This window comes from Streptomyces sp. NPDC002884 (genome assembly GCF_040295245.1).
Lineage (GTDB): Bacteria > Actinomycetota > Actinomycetes > Streptomycetales > Streptomycetaceae > Streptomyces.
Genome location: NZ_JBEOVB010000012.1, coordinates 233,037 through 249,347 on the forward strand (window position 1 = coordinate 233,037; position 16,311 = coordinate 249,347).

Sequence of the window (16,311 nt, forward strand, 5' to 3'; positions counted from 1 at the left end):
CCTTCACGACCTCGTCGCACCTTCAGGTGTGCTCCAGGCCACTCATGACGCAGGTGTGCAGGGCAGTGTCGCGGGCAGAGGGGCTGTGGCAGATGTGATGCCGGGGGCGGCTCTGCCTGGGGAGGTCTGCGCCGCCCCCTCCCCCCTGCCGCACGTGGGAGGTCTGCGTGTTCCGTGGTCTTTGCGTGAGCCGTGCGAAACAGGGCATACGCCACTGTCAGCACTGCAAACACCTGGTGCCTCACCCCGCACACAGGTCATCTCACGCAAGACGAGTAAGGAACCTCAGTGGCTGACCTACTGACCGACGGGCAGCCCGACCCAGCGCGGTCCGGGCCGACCGACCTCGCCGGCCTGCCCGTACAGGTCCGTCAGGACCTGACGAGCAGGCTGAGGCGGAACAAGCGTCCCTTCAGCGACGAGGACGTCCAGGTCGTCGAACCACCGTTGCTGCGGCGCGCGGTGAGTGCCTCGGCACTCGGCAACTGCATGGAGTGGTTCGACTTCGGCGTCTACAGCTACCTCGCCGCCACCATCGGCAAGGTCTTCTTCCCCGGAGCGTCACCCGCCGCCCAGGTGATCTCGTCCTTCGCCACCTTCGCGGCCGCGTTCGTCGTACGCCCGCTCGGCGGCCTCGTCTTCGGTCCGCTCGGCGACCGTCTCGGCCGGCAGAAGGTCCTCGCCACCACCATGATCATGATGGCGGCCGGCACGTTCGCCATCGGCCTCATCCCCAGTTACGCCACGATCGGGATCGCCGCCCCGATCCTGCTGCTGCTCTCCCGCATGGTGCAGGGCTTCTCCACCGGCGGCGAGTACGGGGGCGCCACGACCTTCGTCGCCGAGTACTCGCCCGACCGTCGTCGCGGCTTCCTCTCCAGCTGGCTCGACTTCGGCACCTTCGTCGGCTACGCGCTGGGCTCCGCCCTGGTCACCACCCTGAATCTCGCCCTGAGCGACGCACAGATGCTCTCGTGGGGCTGGCGGATCCCGTTCCTGATCGCGGGCCCGCTCGGGGTGATCGGCCTCTACATGCGTCTCAAGCTCGAGGAGTCGCCCGCGTTCCAGCAGCAGCTCGACGAACACGAGGAGAGCCTCGCCAAGGAATCGGCGGGCACCGAGTTCAGGACCATCGTCAAGGACCACTGGCAGGCCCTGCTCATCTGCATGGGACTGGTACTGCTCTACAACGTCACCAACTACATGGTCACCGGATTCCTGCCCACCTATCAGACGGAGACCCTCGGCCGCTCCAGCAGTTCCGCGGACGTCCTCGTGCTCGTGGGCATGGTGTGGATCGTGCTGCTGATCACCTTCCTCGGCAGGCTCAGCGACCACGTCGGCCGACGCCCCCTCTACGGCTACGCGGCGGCGGGCATGATCGTGCTCGCCGTCCCCTCCTTCCTGTTGATCAAGATGGACGGAACCTGGCCGCCGGTCTTCGGTGTCCTCATCCTGTCCACCCTGCTGGCGTGCTTCGCCGCGCCGAGCGCCGCGACGCTGCCCGCGCTGTTCCCGACGGCCGTCCGCTACGCGGCCATGGGCATCGGCTTCAACTTCGCGGTGGCCGCGTTCGGCGGTACCACCCCCCTGGTCACGGAGGCGCTGGTGAGCATCACCGGAAACGACATGGTGCCCGCGTTCTACCTCATGGCCGCCGGCGCCATCGGACTGTTCACGGTCCGCTTCCTGCCCGAGAGCGCCCAGGTGTCCCTGCACGGCTCGCAGCCGATGGTGGGATCGAAAAAGGAGCGCCGGGAACTGATCGTCACCTCGCAGGAGCTGTACCGGGTCGGCCGCGAGACGTCCGACCGCCGCTGACATCAGACGGCGGCGCCATCGCCGTCGGCCCGGATCGTCCGCCGCACCAGGTCCCTCCATGTGGCCTGGAGGCGGGTGACGGGGATGCCGCAGGCGACGTGCAGGTGGTCCGTCGTCTCGAAGTCCACGAAAGCGAGCAGGGCGTGCGCGAGCATGTCGTGATCCCCGTCGACTCCGGTCTCTCGCAGGAGAGTCGAGACGTGACGGTGGAACGCGCGGCCGGTGTCGGAAGTGATGCGGCGTTCGTGGAGCACCTGGCGGCCCAGCGCGGCGCCCAGGTCCTCGCCGACGGCGATGCGCTCGATCAGCGCACCGCCGAACGCCTCCAGCCGGACCTTCGCGGGTGCGCCCGGTCCCAACGGAGGGGGCCCTTCCGTGTAAGCCCGCTCGAACTCCCCCTCGGCCTCGCGAAGCAGGGCGAGCAGGAGCCCGTCCCGGTCGCCGAACCGGCGGAACAGCGTGCCCTTGCCGACCCCGGCGACCTCCGCCACCTCGCGCATCGTCACATGTCCAGCCCCTCGCTCGGCCACCAGCCGGGCTGCCGCCTCCAGCAGCCGGACACGGTTGCGGACGGCGTCGGCCCGCTCGGTCGCGGTGGCGTCCCGTGCTTCCATCGGGGAGTTCCTGTCACTTGTCTGCACATCGAGCGGGGGTGGTGTCGTGCGGAGACCGAAGCGGGAGACCCACGGCCTCCACCTCGTCGCACGGTGGTGAGACGGCCGGACGTCACGGGGTGAGCTGCTGGTGCCCTATGGCCGCGAGCAGTTCCAGTTTGCTGTGGCTCTCCGTTCCGGGGCGGGTGGTCAGCACCACCAGGGTCTGGGCGCGGTTGTCGGTGAACAGGACCTGGCCGTCGACGTCGATGCGGCCGAGTTCGGGATGGACGATGGTCTTGCCCTCGTCGTAGCGCTGGGCGACCTCCCGGAGCTCCCACAGGCGGACGAACTCGGGGCTGTGCTCGTGAAGTTCGGTGACGATCCGGGCCGCGCGCAAGACGTCGCTGCCGGCGGACATCGCAACCCGCAGACGGGCGGCCTGGGCACGACCGTGGCGTTCGTGGTCCTTCTCGGGATACACCAGTCGCTCGGCGGGATCCATGAACCAGCGGTAGTACGCGCTGCGGGCCAGTCCGGTGTGCCGGGTCTGGTCCCCGAGCAGCGCGACAGCCAGCGGGTTCATCACGAGGGTGTCGGCCAAATCGGTCAGCACAAGGGCCGGGGAGTCGTCCAAACGGTCCAGCACCCGCATCAGCGTCGGGCCGACGTGCTCGGAGCGGTGGAAACGGGCCGGGGCGTTGTGGCCGATGAGGACGAAGAGATGGTCGCGCTCGTCCAGGGTCAGCCGCAGCGCCCGGGCGAGGGCGGTGGTGATCTGGACGGAGGGCTGCGGGGCTCGCTGCTGTTCCAGACGGGCGTAGTAGTCGGTGGACATCCCGGCGAGCTGAGCGACCTCCTCGCGGCGCAGCCCCTGGGTACGCCTGCGTGGCCCCTCGACCAGCCCCACGTCGCGGGGGCGCAACGCCTCACGCCGGTGACGCAGGAACTCCGCCAGTTCTTTCTTTTCCACACCCGACATCCTCGCCGCATCCGCCCCGGCTATCCAGAGACCGCCGATCCATGGCTGAGCGCCCGAGAAGCGGGTGCACCCGGGCGGTTCCGGACGCACCCGAGCACCACCGATGTCCTCAGTGACCGCTGAGCAGGGCGAGGACGTCACCGTAGGAGCCGTTGGCCTCCGCGTCGCGCACGAACCGGGCGCGCTCCACGACGAGCTCCTTCGCATCGGGCCTCTCGCGCAGCAGGTCGAGGGTCTCGGTCAGGAAGTCGTCCAGCGGCATCGACGACTCGTCGTCCTGCTGGCCCAGCAGCGTCGTGCGCACCCCCGGCGGGGCCACCTCGATCACCTGGACACCCGCACGGGCGCCCACGAGCTGCACGCGCAGGCTCTCGGAGAAGGAGTGCAGCGCGGCCTTGGTCGCGTTGTAGGTCGGGGTGATCGGCAGCGGCACGAACGCCAGCGCGGAGGTGACGTTCATGACGACCGCGTCCTCCTTGCCCACCAGGAGCGGCAGGAAGGCGTACGTCATCCGGATCGTGCCGAGCAGGTTGACCGTGACGTGGTCCTCCGCGATCGGGAGTTCGGCCGGGTCGAGCAGGTTCTCCCGCAGCATGATGCCGGCGTTGTTGACCAGGATGTTCAGCTCGGGGTAGCTCTCCGCCACGCTCGCGGCGGCCCCGGCGATCGACGCGGGGTCAGCGACGTCGAGGGTGAGTGCGTCGATGCCCGGGTGCTCGGCTGTGATCTCGTCGAGCAGCTCCTTGCGCCGCCCGGCGACGATCACCTTGTTGCCGGCCGCGTGCAGACGCAGGGCCAGGCCGAGCCCGATGCCCGAGGTGCCGCCGGTGATCAGGATCGTGTTGCCGGTCATCTTCATGGAATTCTGTCTCCTTCGCTGGCCGCGGGCCGGTGAGCGCCCGCTGCCCCGACCGTAGGAGCGCCGGCGCGGAGGCGGGAGAGGAGGGCTTGTCCATGGATCGGCCGTCCCTGCCTGGTGGAGCTCGCGTCAGCGGCTGTCACGCGGGACGGTGTCGAGGGCGGCGGTGTACTGGTCGTCGGTGACCGGCTCCAGCCAGGTGGTGCCGTCGCCGGTGGCGTCACCGACCACCAGGGCGAGGTGGGCCATGAGGGTGGTGTCGGTGGCGCCGTGCCAGTGCTCCTCGGCCGCCGCACACTGGACGGTCTCACCGGCGCTGACGCGGACGACCTTGCCGTCACGGGTGCCCACCAGGCCGACGCCGTCGGTGATGTGCAGGACCTGGCCCAGAGCGTGCGCATGCCAGTTGGTGCGGGCGCCGGGAGTGAAGCGCACCAGAGCGGCGGCCAGACGGGCCGGCTCGGCGGGGGTCGAGATCATGTTGAGGTAGACGTCACCGGTGAAGCGCTCGGCCGGGGCCTTGAGGGTGGGGGTCTCGGTGATGTGTTCCATGACGGGAATCCTTGTCGGGGGAAGCAGGGACGGTGCCGGGAGGGTCACGATCCAGCTCTGCTGGTCTGTGGTGTCCGCCGGGTGCCGACACCCAGGAAACCCGAGCTCAAGGAGGTGAGGAAGGGTCTGCCGTTACAGGTACCGGCAGGGCCTCCCACAGGTGTACCGCCCGGCCCGGCCCGTGATCACGTCGGGCGGGACTGTCGCTGCGGGGTCATGACCCAGCGGATGGTCCGGGTCAGGGCCTGCCCGGTGGGACGTACGGCGAGCTCCTCGACGACCGGCACCCGGGGCAGCCACAACATGCCACGGGCCCAGGGCGGGAGCAGCACGACCGCGTTCGCGGCAAGGCCGCCGTAGAAGGGTCGTAGCGCAAGGGGCAGCGGCGGCCGGAACAGCAGGAAGCGGGCGGCTGCGCGGGCCTCGGACGTGGCCCTGAGTTCGTGCCGGTAGGCGGTCAGACGTTCGGACAGCTCGCGGCGGTCGCGGGGTGGATCGCTCACCCCCAGCGCCTCGGCGACCCGCCCGGCGTCGGCGACGTAGCCGTCGTAGCCGGCGGCGTCCAGCGGGTGGGCTCCGAAGCGTTCGTGGGCGCGCAGGAAACTGTCCGTCTCGGCCGCGTGCACCCAGCCGAGGAGGTGCGGATCGGCCGCGTGGTACGGCACCCCCTCGGCCGTCGTCCCACGGATCCGTTCATGGATGCCACGGACGATGTCGACCGCCCGCCCCGCGTCCGCGGCCGTGCCGTAGGTCGTCACAGCCAGGAAGGTGCTGGTGCGCTGCAGCCGGCCCCACGGGTCGCCGCGATATCCGGAATGCCCGGCCACCGCCGCCATCGCCAGCGGATGAAGGGACTGCAACAGCAGCGCGCGCAGCCCACCGATGAACATCGAGGCGTCACCGTGGACGGTGCGGATCGGACGGTCCGGCTCGAACCAGCGCGGGCCGGGGGTGTCGTGAATGCGGGCGCGCGCCGCCGGTCCGTCGGGCCCGGCGACGCGGCGGAACAGGGCCCGGCCCATCTGTTCACGGACTACGGTCAGCACGGTCGGCCTCCACTCTCCCGCTGTCCAGTGTCCGCGATGGCCGCCGAATCCGGACATGGCGGCGGGGCCGCCGGTCACCCGGCGCCGCGCCGGCCCACGGCGCCGTACGCGGTACCGGCGACCCGCACCGCCGCAGCCGGTTCTGCCAGGGGTACACGGCTCCCGGAACGCCGACTGGTTCGATCGCATGTTCGATGGCGGGATGCGGGAATCCCCATGGACCGCGATGCCTCCTCCGGGCTTGGCGCCCACGCTCCCGGGCCTTGGCCATGCACGGCCGGGATCCCCGATGACGTGCTGGTGGCCAAGGCGCCGGTGTACGGCCCCGGTGGATTCACGTGCTCACAGCCGGTGCCCGAGGCGGAGAGCGCCGGGTACGGGGCATGCGAGTTCGCCCCGGACGGCTTCTCGGTCCGGTTTCGCGCGCACCTCGTATCACCCCCGCACCCCCGCACCCCCGCACCCCCAAGGGCCGGACGGGTCCTGACCTCCAGTCAGCTCCGTACAACCCGAAGGATGTCCTGGGTGTCATAGCTTCCGATACGACGACGTGATGCCTCGTCAACCAGGGGGCCGGCATGACCACGCGCAGGATCAGACACACCTCGCTCACGATCGGGACCGCCGTCGCGTTGGCGGTCGGCGGTCTCGGTCTCGCCCCGGCGCCCGCCGCGGCCCTGCCGGGCGCGCCGCGTGCGGCCGACGACGAGACAGTGATCCCGTTCGGCACCAGGGGCGATCTCAAGGCCTATGTCGAGACCCTCGCGCTGGGCGGCGGGAAGCTCAGCGTGCTGGGGACGGCGGACCCCGAGACCGCACGCGGGCTGTGGGAGTTCGACCTCCCGGCCGTCGGCACGCCCCAGCCGGGGCCCCGGCAGCTCGCGGTACCCCAGGTCTGGACGAACTACCCGTGCGAGGGCGTCGACCCGGCGGAGTACACGTGCAGCGGGTTCTACTCCGAGCTGTGGGCGCTCGGCGACGGCCGGGTCGGCTTCATGACGCCGTTCGGGGGCCAGGAAGCCCTGGGCGGCGGGGCTCCCCGGAGCGAGGTCGGGCTCGGCACGTTCGACTGGGAGTCACCGGACCATGTGGTGGCGGCCGGCGGTTCGTATGTCGCGGTCAACGACGAGGGCGTGCAGCGCATCGGCTCCTTCGCCCCCGGCGTGCCCTACCCGGGGCAGGTCCACACCCGCTCGGTCACCGCGGTGTCCCTCTGGGGCACCAAGATCTGGAAGCCGGGCAGCGCTGTCGGCACGGTCAACTCGTACGACCTCGTCACCAAGGCGAGCACGGCGAACCTGGCGCTCGGCTCCGGCTGCGTCCCCGACGACCTCCAGGCGGTGGGGCGTTGGCTGTACTGGCGCTGCTCCGCGTCCGACAAGGCCGGGGTGTGGGACAACAGCACCGGCAGGAACATCCCCGTCCCCGGCGCGCTGCCCGCCAAGGTCGGCGACGGCTATCTGGTCCAGCAGTCCGAGGACGGGCGGACGGTGACGCTCACCGACTTCCACCTCGGCGCGGGCCACCCGGCCGCCACCACTCCCTTCCTCACGGCCCCCGAGGGGGCCTGGGTCGGCATGCTGACCGTCGACCGGTACGGCGGCCATGTGGCCTACGTCGACGACGAGCAGATGATCCACATCCGGCCGGTGACGGTGCCGCGGTCACGGATCAGCCTGTTCGACTGGCGCGCCGACCCCACGGTGGACCTGCGCGCGGCGAGTGACCGGCTGTGGGAGAGCACCTGGCGGTTCACCCGACCGCCCGCGTCCTGGAAGCTCACCCTCAAGGACGCGTACGGCACCACCGTCCGCACCCTCACCGGCAGCTCCCACGAGGGCGCCGCCGTCCGCGCCTCCTGGGACGGCAAGGACGACGCGGGCGCGAAGGCGGTGAGCGGCCGCTACCACTGGACCATGACGGTGGACCCGGGCGACGGCGGCGCCGTCCGCACCCTCCCGACCGGGAGCTTCTGGCTCTCCGGTGGCCGGTCCGCCTTCCACGACGCCGACACCGACGGTTACGGCGAGCTCTACTCGATGACGAGCGGCGGCCTGCTCGAAGCCCACCGGTTCGCCGACGGCAGGCTGACCGACTCCCGCGGCTGGTCGGGCTGGAGCCCGGGCACGCGCTTCGTCCCCGTCGGCGACATGACCGGCGACGGCTGCTCCGACATGCTCAGCAGGACCACCGACGGCAAGCTGTACCGGCACTCCGGCGGCTGCACCGGCATCTTCCTGCCCGACGCCGAGCGCACGCTGGTCGGTTCCGGCTGGAACGGCTTCGACACCGTCGTCGCCGCCGACGACTTCACCGGTGACCACCGCCCCGACCTGCTGGCCCGCCAGACCACGACCGGCTACCTCTACCTGTACAAGTCCAACGACCGCGGCGCCCTGGACCCGGGTGTGCGCGTCGGGACCGGATGGAAGGGCTACACCGTCGTCGGCGCCGCCGACGTGACCGGCGACGGCATCGGCGACCTCATCGCACGGGACGCGGGCGGCGAGCTGTGGCGCTACGACGGCAACGGCACGGGCGGCTTCAGACCGCGGACGCTGGTGTTCCGGGACTGGGGCGCCGGCCGCGACGCGATCATCGCGGTCGGCGATGTGACCGGCGACGGCTTCCCGGACCTCGTCTCCCGGACCACCGACGGCAGACTGCTGCGGAACAAGGGCTGGGGCGACGGCACTTTCAGCGCCACCTACACCCTCGCCTCCGGCTGGCAGACGTACGGCGCGCTGTCCTGAGGCACTCTGACGGTTTCGAGCGGCGGGCGGCGGAGCGCGTGAACAGGCGTCGCCGGGCGCCCAGTCGGCCGTGGCGTCCGGGCTGCGTCCCTACGGCAGCACGGTGTTCGTCGAGGTCCCGAGTTCGGTCAGCAGGCCGCGTACCCGCTGTTCGATCTCGTCGCGGATCGGACGGACCGCCTCGACGCCCTGGCCGGCGGGGTCGTCGAGCTGCCAGTCCAGGTACCGCTTGCCGGGGAAGACGGGGCAGGTGTCACCGCAGCCCATCGTGATCACCACGTCCGAGGACTGCACGGCCTCGGTGGTGAGGATCTTCGGCGTCCGGGCGGAGATGTCGATGCCGACCTCCTTCATGGCCTCGACCACGGCGGCGTTGACGGTGTCGGCGGGTGCGGAGCCGGCGGAGCGGACCTCGACCCGGTCGCCGCCGAGGTGGGCGAGGAAGGCGGCGGCCATCTGGGAACGACCGGCGTTGTGCACGCAGACGAACAGCACGGAGGGACGCGGAACGGCAGTGCTCATGACGTGAGTCCTTGCGGGTGGAAGCGGTGGTCAGGAGGGGGCGAGCTCGGGTTCGCCGTGCGGGACGACGAGGTCCGCCGCGCGTGCGGGACGTCCGTACACGACCGCCACCGCGCCCAGGCCGAGCGCGGCGCCGATCAGCTGGGCCGCGATGAACGGGGCGAGGGAGGCGGGGGCGATCCCGGCGAAGGTGTCGGTGAAGGCGCGGCCGACGGTCACCGCGGGGTTCGCGAAAGAGGTCGAGGAGGTGAACCAGTAGGCGGCCCCGATGTAGGAGGCCACGGCGGCCGGGGCCAGGACGGTACGGCCGATGCGCTCCAGGCCGAGGACTAGCAGGATCAGCCCGGCGGTGGCGACGACCTCGCCCAGCCACAGGTGCCCGGACGACCGGTCATGGGTGGAGAACCGGACCAGCGGCTCGGCGAACATGGCGTCGGCCAGGACCGCGCCGCCGATCGCCCCGACGACCTGCGCGGGGACGTACGCCGCGACCTCCCGCAGGCCGGGACCGGTGCGGGTGCGGCGTCCGGTGAAGTACGCGGCGAGGGTGACGGCGGGGTTGAAGTGCGCGCCGGAGACCGGCCCGAACAGGGTGATCAGCACGGCCAGGCCGAACACGGTGGCGAGCGAGTTGGCGAGCAGTTGCACGCCGACGTCGTGCGACAGCTCGGTGGCCTGGATGCCCGAGCCGACCACGACCGCCACCAGCATGCCCGTCCCGATGGCTTCCGCGGCGGCACGGCGGCCGAGCGGCGTGCTCACGCGGGTACCTGGTGGGTCTGGGGCGTGGTCAGGAACGCGGCGAGCCGGTCCAGGACTCCGGGCAGCACCCAGTAGTACACCCATGTGCCGCGCCGTTGGCAGTCGATGAGTCCGGCCTGGCGCAGCAGCTTGAGGTGGTGGGAGATCGTGGGCTGGGACAGCTCGAAAGCCGGGGTCAGCTCGCAGACGCAGACCTCGCCGCCGTCGCCGCGCGAGGCGATCATCGACAGCAGCCTCAGCCGTACCGGGTCCCCCAGCGCCTTGAACACCTTGGCCAGCTCCCCGGCGCGCTCCTCGTCGAGAGGGGCGGCGGCGAGACCCTGGCAGCAGGCGGTGTCCCGGCCGATCACCTCGAGCTCTTGTTTCGACATTCCTCTATGTTGACGTTTTTCGATTCAAGGCGCAAGGTGGAGTTGCATCCACGAACGTCGATACAGGCCGTTCCGAGGCGCCGCCGTGCCCCGACACCCAGGAGTGCGTCATGAGCGAAGAGACCACAGAGCTGCGCGAAACCGTCCGCCGACGGTACGCCGCGGCTGCCGTGAGCGTCACCGAGGGCGGCACCTCCTGCTGCGGCCCCCAGCCGATCGAGGTCGACGCGAACTTCGGCTCCACGCTGTACGCCGCCGACGAGCGCGACGCCCTCCCGGCCGAGGCCGTGGCCGCGTCGCTCGGCTGCGGCAACCCCACCGCCGTCGCCGAGCTGCGCGAGGGCGAGCGCGTCCTCGACCTCGGTTCCGGCGGCGGCATCGACGTCCTGCTCTCCGCCCGCCGCGTCGGGCCGACCGGCAGGGCCTACGGGCTGGACATGACCGAGGAGATGCTCGCCCTGGCCCTGGCCAACGCGCACAAGGCGGGTGCGACGAACGTGGAGTTCCTCAAGGGCACCATCGAGGCCGTCCCGCTCCCGGCGAACACCGTCGACGTGGTGATCTCGAACTGTGTGATCAACCTGTCCGTCGACAAGCCGGCCGTGTTCGCCGAGACGTTCCGCGTGCTCAAGCCCGGTGGCCGGATCGGCGTCTCCGATGTCGTCTCCGACGACGCCCTCACCCCCGACCAGCGGGCGGAGCGCGGTGACCACGTCGGATGCGTCGCGGGTGCGCTGTCCTTCACCGAGTACCGCGTCGGCCTGGAGGCAGCCGGGTTCACCGATGTCGAGATCACCCCGACCCACTCCGTCTGCGACGGAATGCACTCCGCGATCGTCCGCGCCACCAAGCCGCCGTCCGCCGAAATCCCGACCTGGGCAGCGGAGTCGGACGACGCGTGGCGCGGAGTCCACGCCGGCCCGGCGGGCGCGGCACCGTCGCCTGCGGCGGACGCAGCCTCCGCTTCCAAGGACCGGTGGCCGGCCGAAGCCTGATCGCCTCGCCCTCGCCTCGCCCGGGGCAGCGATGTGCGTCACGGTGACGCACATCGACGGCCTCGTCCTCGCACGCGAACTGGCCGCGACGGCCCTGCTCGCCCGTGCGAACGCGAGCACGACGACGACGGCGCTCACGTGGACATGTCAGCAGGCGTCGTACTTCCAGGCGTCGCCCTCCAGCGTCCACGGCTGCTTCGACCGGTCGAACTTGGGCAGGCCCTCCACCTTGTAGGTGGCACGGCCGAGGTCGCCCGACACGTCGGCCTGCACGTCGGTCGCCGAGTGGTCGGGCCCGTAGTCCGTCTTCGCCTGCTGCACGACGCCGCTGTACGCGTCCTTGGTGATCTCCTTCGCGCAGCGCGCGGACAACATGGCGTACGCGGTGTCGGTGTCGGCGGCGAAGTAGGCGGCGGTGTAGACGGCGACGGCGGCCTCGAGGTCGTCGCCTACGTGGTCGGCGGGAACGCTGACGGTGGGTTCGGCGGCCGGTGTCCCGCTGTCGCTCGCGGCCGGGGCGTCGTCGGACGAGGAGCAGGCGGTGAGCGCGGCGAGGAGCAGGGCCGCGGTGGCGATGGTTGCGCGGGTGCGCATGGTTGTCCCCCCTGGACGGTGATGCCAAAAAGGGCATCCTGCCACGGCCGGGACGGGCGACGGCCACGCGGGTGGGACATCGGCGGGGCCCTGTGACAAGGCCGCCATGGGGATGTGACAGTCGGGCGCGTCACCGTTCCCCACCTGCACCCCCACCGCACGACCACGCGGCGCATGCCGTCGGCCCGCGGGGCGGAGCACTCGATGTCCCCGTACGACGGCCCGGCGCGGGTGTCGCGTCACGGCCGGTCGGTCACATGCCAGCGCTCGGCGTCCTCGGGGCCGGGGACCTCGGCCTTCAGCGCCGCGTAGACCGGCGGGACCGCCGCCGCGGCGAGGTGGGCGAGTTCGGGGAGCCCGGTGAACTGGTAGCCGTCCTGGGTGTCGCCGATGATCTCCTTCACGACTTCGGGCTGACGGCCGTCCCAGCCGAAGATCTTCCGTCCGGCGGACCCGGGAGGACCCGCAGAGCCGAGGAAGGCCGCGAAGACGTGCTCCACGTCCACGATCCGGTGCCTGGCTGCCTGGGCGATGGCCTCGGCCGCCCGCAACAGGTCCATGACCTGTTCGTCGGGCAGCACGTCGGCCGTGGCGGGACGGCGCCTGAGGAGCGCACGGCGCCCCTCCGCGGCGAGCACGTAGAGGTAGACGGGCGTCAGCCCTGCCCACCGGCGCAGGGCGTGGGGCGTCTCGAACCCGTACAGACCCAACTGGACCAGCAGGTCCCAGCGGGTGAGGGTGCGCCGTCCTGCCCGGGCCGCGTTGTCGGCGGCGTCGTCGAGGAGCCGCAGCACGCCCTCGTGCACATAGCGCCGCCGCAGCGGTGGCAGGGAACGGGGGACGCCCAGTTCCCCGTAGGCGCCCATCGCCAGATGCCCGCCCCAGTGGATCGGGGCGCCGTCCCGGCCGGTCGCACGCCAGCGGGCCAACTGCTCGCGCTGTACGGCGTGCAGCGCGTCGAGCACGGGCTGCCGTCGGACGAGAGCCGACAGCAGACGCCGGTCGATCACGTCGCCCGCTCCGCCCGCGGCCGCGGCGTGGGACTCGCTCGCGGTCTCGGACTCACTCTCGAACTCGAACTCGCTCTCGGTCTCGGTCTCGGTCTCCGACACCGAGTCGATGACGGGGAAGCTGGTGACGACGAGGCGGTCGGCGCCGGCCCACAGCAGGGCGGGTCCCAGGACCAGCCACTCGCCGGCCGAGACGTTCCCCACGTCACCGCTGTCACAGGCGAGCATCAGGACCTGACGAGGCATCGGGTACTGGTCCGGCGCGTCGATGAGCATGTGCGAGGTGAGGACACGCGGGGGCACGGCGGACGGGTCCTCGGCGCTCCCGGGCCTGAGCTGGACGCCCCGGCGCCCCGACGCGCCGTCCTCGGCCACATGGCAGACGAACACGGCGCTCGTCTCGGAGCCGACGCCGCGCAACCGGGCGGCGAATTCCGGCAGGGACAGATCGGCGGTCGGAGTGACGGTCTCGACCCCTTCCGGGACCAGACCGAGGAGCTGCCGGGCCGTCGGCAGCTGCTCCGCTTCGTCCGCCCAGGGCAGATCGCCTCCCGGCTCCACCACGACGAGGCCGAGCGGCGGAGCGTCGTCCAGCCGCGGCCGGTCGGCGAGCTGGGCGAGAAGTCCGGCCGGCGGCACGAGTACGGCGGTGCACCTCTCGACGAGCCGTACGTCCCGTTCGCCGCCCGGGATGCCGACGGCCGGCCACGGCACATGGCCGAACTGGGCCGCGGGCGCGATGGCGAGCCGCAGCCCTCCGCGTCCTTCCAGGAGCGCCCGGGACAGCGGGGGCGGAAGCAGGGCGCCCAGACGACGTCCGAGAGAGGACTCGGCGTGCGCCGGGCCCACCAGGAGCGGGCTGTTCAGCACCCGGTCCTCCCAGGCGGGAGCGTCCTCGCCCGGGTACATGCCGGGCAGTGCGTCCCGCAGGTCGGACAGGGCCTGGGCCGGCTGTGTCCCGTCGGCCAGCGAGAGCGTGCCGCCCGTCACGGGACCGCTCGGCGGCACGAGGGACCAGAAGACGGTGTGCTCGTGGACCCAGGTGCTCCACCACCAGGTGCCGGTTCCCAGCGCGATCTCGGCCATGTCCTCCAGGGCGAAGACGCGGGGTGGCTGCTCGGTCCGGTACCAGTGAGCCAGTTCCAGACGGGAGGCGCCCCGCACCCGGATGAAGGGGGCGACGGTCCGGGACGCCTCGAAGGCGCTGCCGTCCTTGTCCGGTCCGAGCTGGAGGCGGGCCGACTCGATGAGCTCGGCGAGGGTCTGCCAGTCCGCGCCGGCCGCCGCCTGGTGCATGGCCCGCTCGACGGTCCTGCCGAAGACCCCCCACCACTGCCGGCGTTCTTCCGTGCTGCGCAGCTCGTGCCGGGTGGCGTTGAGCACGGCCAGCGCCTCGATACGGCTCTGCAGTGCGGCGAGCCGGTGCGTCGGTTCCGTGGCCAGCCGGTCGGCCAGGGCGTTCAGATGTGTCGCGGCTTCGATCGGCCGGTCGAGTCGCATCAGGAAGCCGGCCGCTCCGTCGCTCGCGCTCAGGGCGGAAACGGAGTCGCTGTCGACCACCGGCGAGGTCCGAAGGTCCGCCAGACTCGTGAGCGCGCTGCAGCGGATCATCTCGAGTGCCACCGTCCTGCCTCGACCGGCCAGACCGAAGTCCTTGTCCAGGGAGTCCGGTTGGACCGCGCGCGCGACGACGAGCCCGGCGCCGGCCAGGTAGAAGGCGAGCGCGGGACGGGTCGGCAGCGCCGACTCGGCGGTCAGGCGCAGCAGGGCGACGGCCGTCGTCAGGTTGCGGCGGGTGACGCGCTCGGGCACCTCCCGGGCGATGGTCTCGATGAGCCCTTCGGTGTGACCTTCGGTGTGTCCTTCTGCGGGGCCGCGCAGCAGCGCGATCCGGAATCCGGCGATGCGGATGTCCTGTCGCCTGTGCCGGGCCCAGTCGTCCCGCGCGGGGTCGAGCCCCCGGAGGGCGGCTTCGGCCGCGTCGGCGTTCCCGAGATCCAGTTCGGCGAGGCAGGTGATCAGAGCGGCCGGCCCGGTCGGTTCCCGGCCCGGCACGGCTACGGCGCTCTTGGCGTCGCCCGGATGCCCGTGCTCCAGCAACGCCCAGCCCCTCAGGAGGGCGGTCTCGGGGCGGTGACGGCCTTGCGCGGCGGCCTCGAGCCTGCGCAGCGCGGCCACCGGACGCCCCAGGCGAAGGAGCCGATGCGCTCGGCGGGCCGCGCGGCCCTCGGAGCTGAGCGCCCGGGAGACCGGCGGGCGGTCGAGGGGGACCCGGGTCAGTGGCGGACGCCCGCTCCAGGCTTCGGCCGCACGGGCGGTCAGCCCCAGGCCGACGGCCGCCGGCAGAACCCAGGAGACGGCTCCGGTGATGAGGGTGACCGCCGCGACCACGGCCGCGAGTCCGCTGAGTCCGCGGGCGGCGAAGACCGCCGTCAGTGCGTAGAGCGGCCACGGCTCGTCGGCCCGGACGGCGAGGAGAGCCGCGGGAGCCGCGGCGAGTGCCAGAGCGAGTGTGTGCTGCTGGTACCGGCGTCGCACCGCGAAGCTTTCGGCGACCGCCTGGCCGGTGGCCGTCCGCCGCCCCGTTCCCCGTACCTCCCGGCCCTCCATGCAGAGGTGGCGCGCCTCGCCCGCCTCGCCCCAGTGGGCGATCGACGGCAGGGCCAGATGGAGGACGGTGAGCACCGCGGCGGCGTCGACCAGACCCGCGGCGGCGGCCACCACGGCGAGACACCCGTGCCACGGCCAGCGCAGGGGCAGTTCGCCCACGGGCAGGTCGTCGGCCAGGTCCAGCGGCTTTCGGCGCACGTCCACGGAGGACGGGACGGCCGCGAAGGCGACCAGCCAGGCGAGCCATCCACCGTCCCGGGTGACGGCGAGGACGAGCAGGGCGACGACAGCGGCGCCGCGTGCCGTGTACAAGGCGGCCACGGCCATGCGTTGACGCCGTCTGCCCTTCGGAGTGGGTCCCCAGGCGAGGCCTTCCGTCGGCTGCAGGAGAGCGCCGGTGGCCGGATGGCCGCCTTCCTTCGCCAGGAGGTACTGGTTGAGGACCTCCGACGAGTTCTCCAGACGGCCGAGTCCGAAAGCCTCGCTGACGACGTCGATGTCCGTGGGCTGCGAGCCCTCCCGCGAGGTGATCACGAGTGCTACGGCGATCAGGCCCACGCCGACGTGCTCGAAGCCGTAGAGGCGGGCCGCGGTGCGGGCGACGGCGAAGACGTCGGCCAACTCGGCGGAGGTGTCCGGCCGTGACCGGAGCAGGGAGTCGATGCGCTGTTGCGGCAGGGCGATCCGCACCCGGGTCCACTCCGTGGTGGCCACCATGTCCAGGGCGGCCACCACCCGTTCCCGTTCCGGCAGCCGCACCGGCATGCTGTCGATCACCGTCAGCAGGCGACGGGCGTTCTCGTCCAGAAGTTCGTCAAGAGATGGCTCCGCCATGGCTCCT

At 71.8% G+C, this 16,311-nt stretch carries 13 protein-coding genes; 3 read left to right on the plus strand and 10 right to left on the minus strand.

Features of this window, described 5'->3' with window-relative positions; translation table 11 throughout:
• The first annotated feature begins 288 nt into the window (after positions 1–288).
• On the plus strand, positions 289–1,821 hold the full coding sequence (locus tag ABT070_RS24730; RefSeq protein WP_351764021.1) for an MFS transporter: 1,533 nt from the start codon (positions 289–291) through the stop codon (positions 1,819–1,821).
• 2 nt (positions 1,822–1,823) lie between these two features.
• On the opposite strand, the gene ABT070_RS24735 is transcribed toward ABT070_RS24730, so the two are convergent.
• The 5 genes from ABT070_RS24735 to ABT070_RS24755 form a co-directional block, all read right to left on the minus strand.
• Entirely contained in the window at positions 1,824–2,435 is a 612-nt protein-coding gene (locus tag ABT070_RS24735; RefSeq protein ID WP_351764022.1) for a TetR/AcrR family transcriptional regulator, read from the minus strand.
• A 112-nt stretch (positions 2,436–2,547) separates the two neighbouring features.
• A complete protein-coding gene (locus ABT070_RS24740; protein WP_351764023.1) occupies positions 2,548–3,387 on the minus strand; it encodes a helix-turn-helix transcriptional regulator in 840 nt (279 codons plus the stop codon).
• Between the two features lie 118 nt (positions 3,388–3,505).
• Positions 3,506–4,255: an SDR family oxidoreductase gene (locus tag ABT070_RS24745; RefSeq protein WP_351764024.1), complete on the minus strand. Its 750-nt coding sequence runs from the start codon at positions 4,253–4,255 to the stop codon at positions 3,506–3,508.
• 129 nt (positions 4,256–4,384) lie between these two features.
• Positions 4,385–4,807 carry a (R)-mandelonitrile lyase gene (locus ABT070_RS24750; protein ID WP_351764025.1) on the minus strand — a complete coding sequence of 141 codons (423 nt, stop codon included), beginning with the start codon at positions 4,805–4,807 and terminating at the stop codon, positions 4,385–4,387.
• Between the two features lie 185 nt (positions 4,808–4,992).
• Complete coding sequence (locus ABT070_RS24755) at positions 4,993–5,853, minus strand: oxygenase MpaB family protein (protein WP_351764026.1); 861 nt, start codon at positions 5,851–5,853, stop codon at positions 4,993–4,995.
• 578 nt (positions 5,854–6,431) lie between these two features.
• On the opposite strand from ABT070_RS24755, the gene ABT070_RS24760 reads away from it, so the two are divergent.
• A complete protein-coding gene (locus ABT070_RS24760; protein WP_351764027.1) occupies positions 6,432–8,606 on the plus strand; it encodes an FG-GAP-like repeat-containing protein in 2,175 nt (724 codons plus the stop codon).
• A 90-nt stretch (positions 8,607–8,696) separates the two neighbouring features.
• Here the strand turns inward: ABT070_RS24760 and ABT070_RS24765 are convergent, their stop codons facing one another.
• The 3 genes from ABT070_RS24765 to ABT070_RS24775 are packed head-to-tail and all read right to left on the minus strand — an operon-like array spanning position 8,697 to position 10,261.
• Positions 8,697–9,128 carry an arsenate reductase ArsC gene (locus tag ABT070_RS24765; protein ID WP_351764028.1) on the minus strand — a complete coding sequence of 144 codons (432 nt, stop codon included), beginning with the start codon at positions 9,126–9,128 and terminating at the stop codon, positions 8,697–8,699.
• Between the two features lie 30 nt (positions 9,129–9,158).
• Entirely contained in the window at positions 9,159–9,890 is a 732-nt protein-coding gene (locus ABT070_RS24770) for an aquaporin (protein ID WP_351764029.1), read from the minus strand.
• Positions 9,887–10,261: an ArsR/SmtB family transcription factor gene (locus ABT070_RS24775; RefSeq protein WP_351764030.1), complete on the minus strand. Its 375-nt coding sequence runs from the start codon at positions 10,259–10,261 to the stop codon at positions 9,887–9,889. Before ABT070_RS24775 ends, ABT070_RS24770 begins: the two co-directional genes overlap by 4 nt.
• 110 nt (positions 10,262–10,371) lie before the next feature.
• Between ABT070_RS24775 and arsM the strand changes: the two genes are divergently transcribed.
• Entirely contained in the window at positions 10,372–11,256 is an 885-nt protein-coding gene (gene arsM, locus ABT070_RS24780; protein ID WP_351764031.1) for an arsenite methyltransferase, read from the plus strand.
• A gap of 147 nt (positions 11,257–11,403) precedes the next feature.
• On the opposite strand, the gene ABT070_RS24785 is transcribed toward arsM, so the two are convergent.
• The gene (locus tag ABT070_RS24785; protein ID WP_351764032.1) at positions 11,404–11,850 is read right to left on the minus strand and encodes a hypothetical protein; all 447 of its coding nucleotides are present in this window, start codon (positions 11,848–11,850) and stop codon (positions 11,404–11,406) included.
• A 239-nt stretch (positions 11,851–12,089) separates the two neighbouring features.
• Complete coding sequence (locus tag ABT070_RS24790) at positions 12,090–16,304, minus strand: CHAT domain-containing protein (protein ID WP_351764033.1); 4,215 nt, start codon at positions 16,302–16,304, stop codon at positions 12,090–12,092.
• Positions 16,305–16,311 lie beyond the last annotated feature (7 nt).

What these genes read in the sequence shown, in the direction of transcription:
- ABT070_RS24735 (WP_351764022.1), bottom strand. Translation starts at nt 2,435, where the DNA reads ATGGAAGCACGGGACGCCACCGCGACCGAGCGGGCCGACGCCGTCCGC.
- ABT070_RS24745 (WP_351764024.1), bottom strand. Translation starts at nt 4,255, where the DNA reads ATGAAGATGACCGGCAACACGATCCTGATCACCGGCGGCACCTCGGGC.
- ABT070_RS24750 (WP_351764025.1), bottom strand. Translation starts at nt 4,807, where the DNA reads ATGGAACACATCACCGAGACCCCCACCCTCAAGGCCCCGGCCGAGCGC.
- ABT070_RS24760 (WP_351764027.1), top strand. Translation starts at nt 6,432, where the DNA reads ATGACCACGCGCAGGATCAGACACACCTCGCTCACGATCGGGACCGCC.
- ABT070_RS24765 (WP_351764028.1), bottom strand. Translation starts at nt 9,128, where the DNA reads ATGAGCACTGCCGTTCCGCGTCCCTCCGTGCTGTTCGTCTGCGTGCAC.
- ABT070_RS24775 (WP_351764030.1), bottom strand. Translation starts at nt 10,261, where the DNA reads ATGTCGAAACAAGAGCTCGAGGTGATCGGCCGGGACACCGCCTGCTGC.
- arsM (WP_351764031.1), top strand. Translation starts at nt 10,372, where the DNA reads ATGAGCGAAGAGACCACAGAGCTGCGCGAAACCGTCCGCCGACGGTAC.
- ABT070_RS24785 (WP_351764032.1), bottom strand. Translation starts at nt 11,850, where the DNA reads ATGCGCACCCGCGCAACCATCGCCACCGCGGCCCTGCTCCTCGCCGCG.
- ABT070_RS24790 (WP_351764033.1), bottom strand. Translation starts at nt 16,304, where the DNA reads ATGGCGGAGCCATCTCTTGACGAACTTCTGGACGAGAACGCCCGTCGC.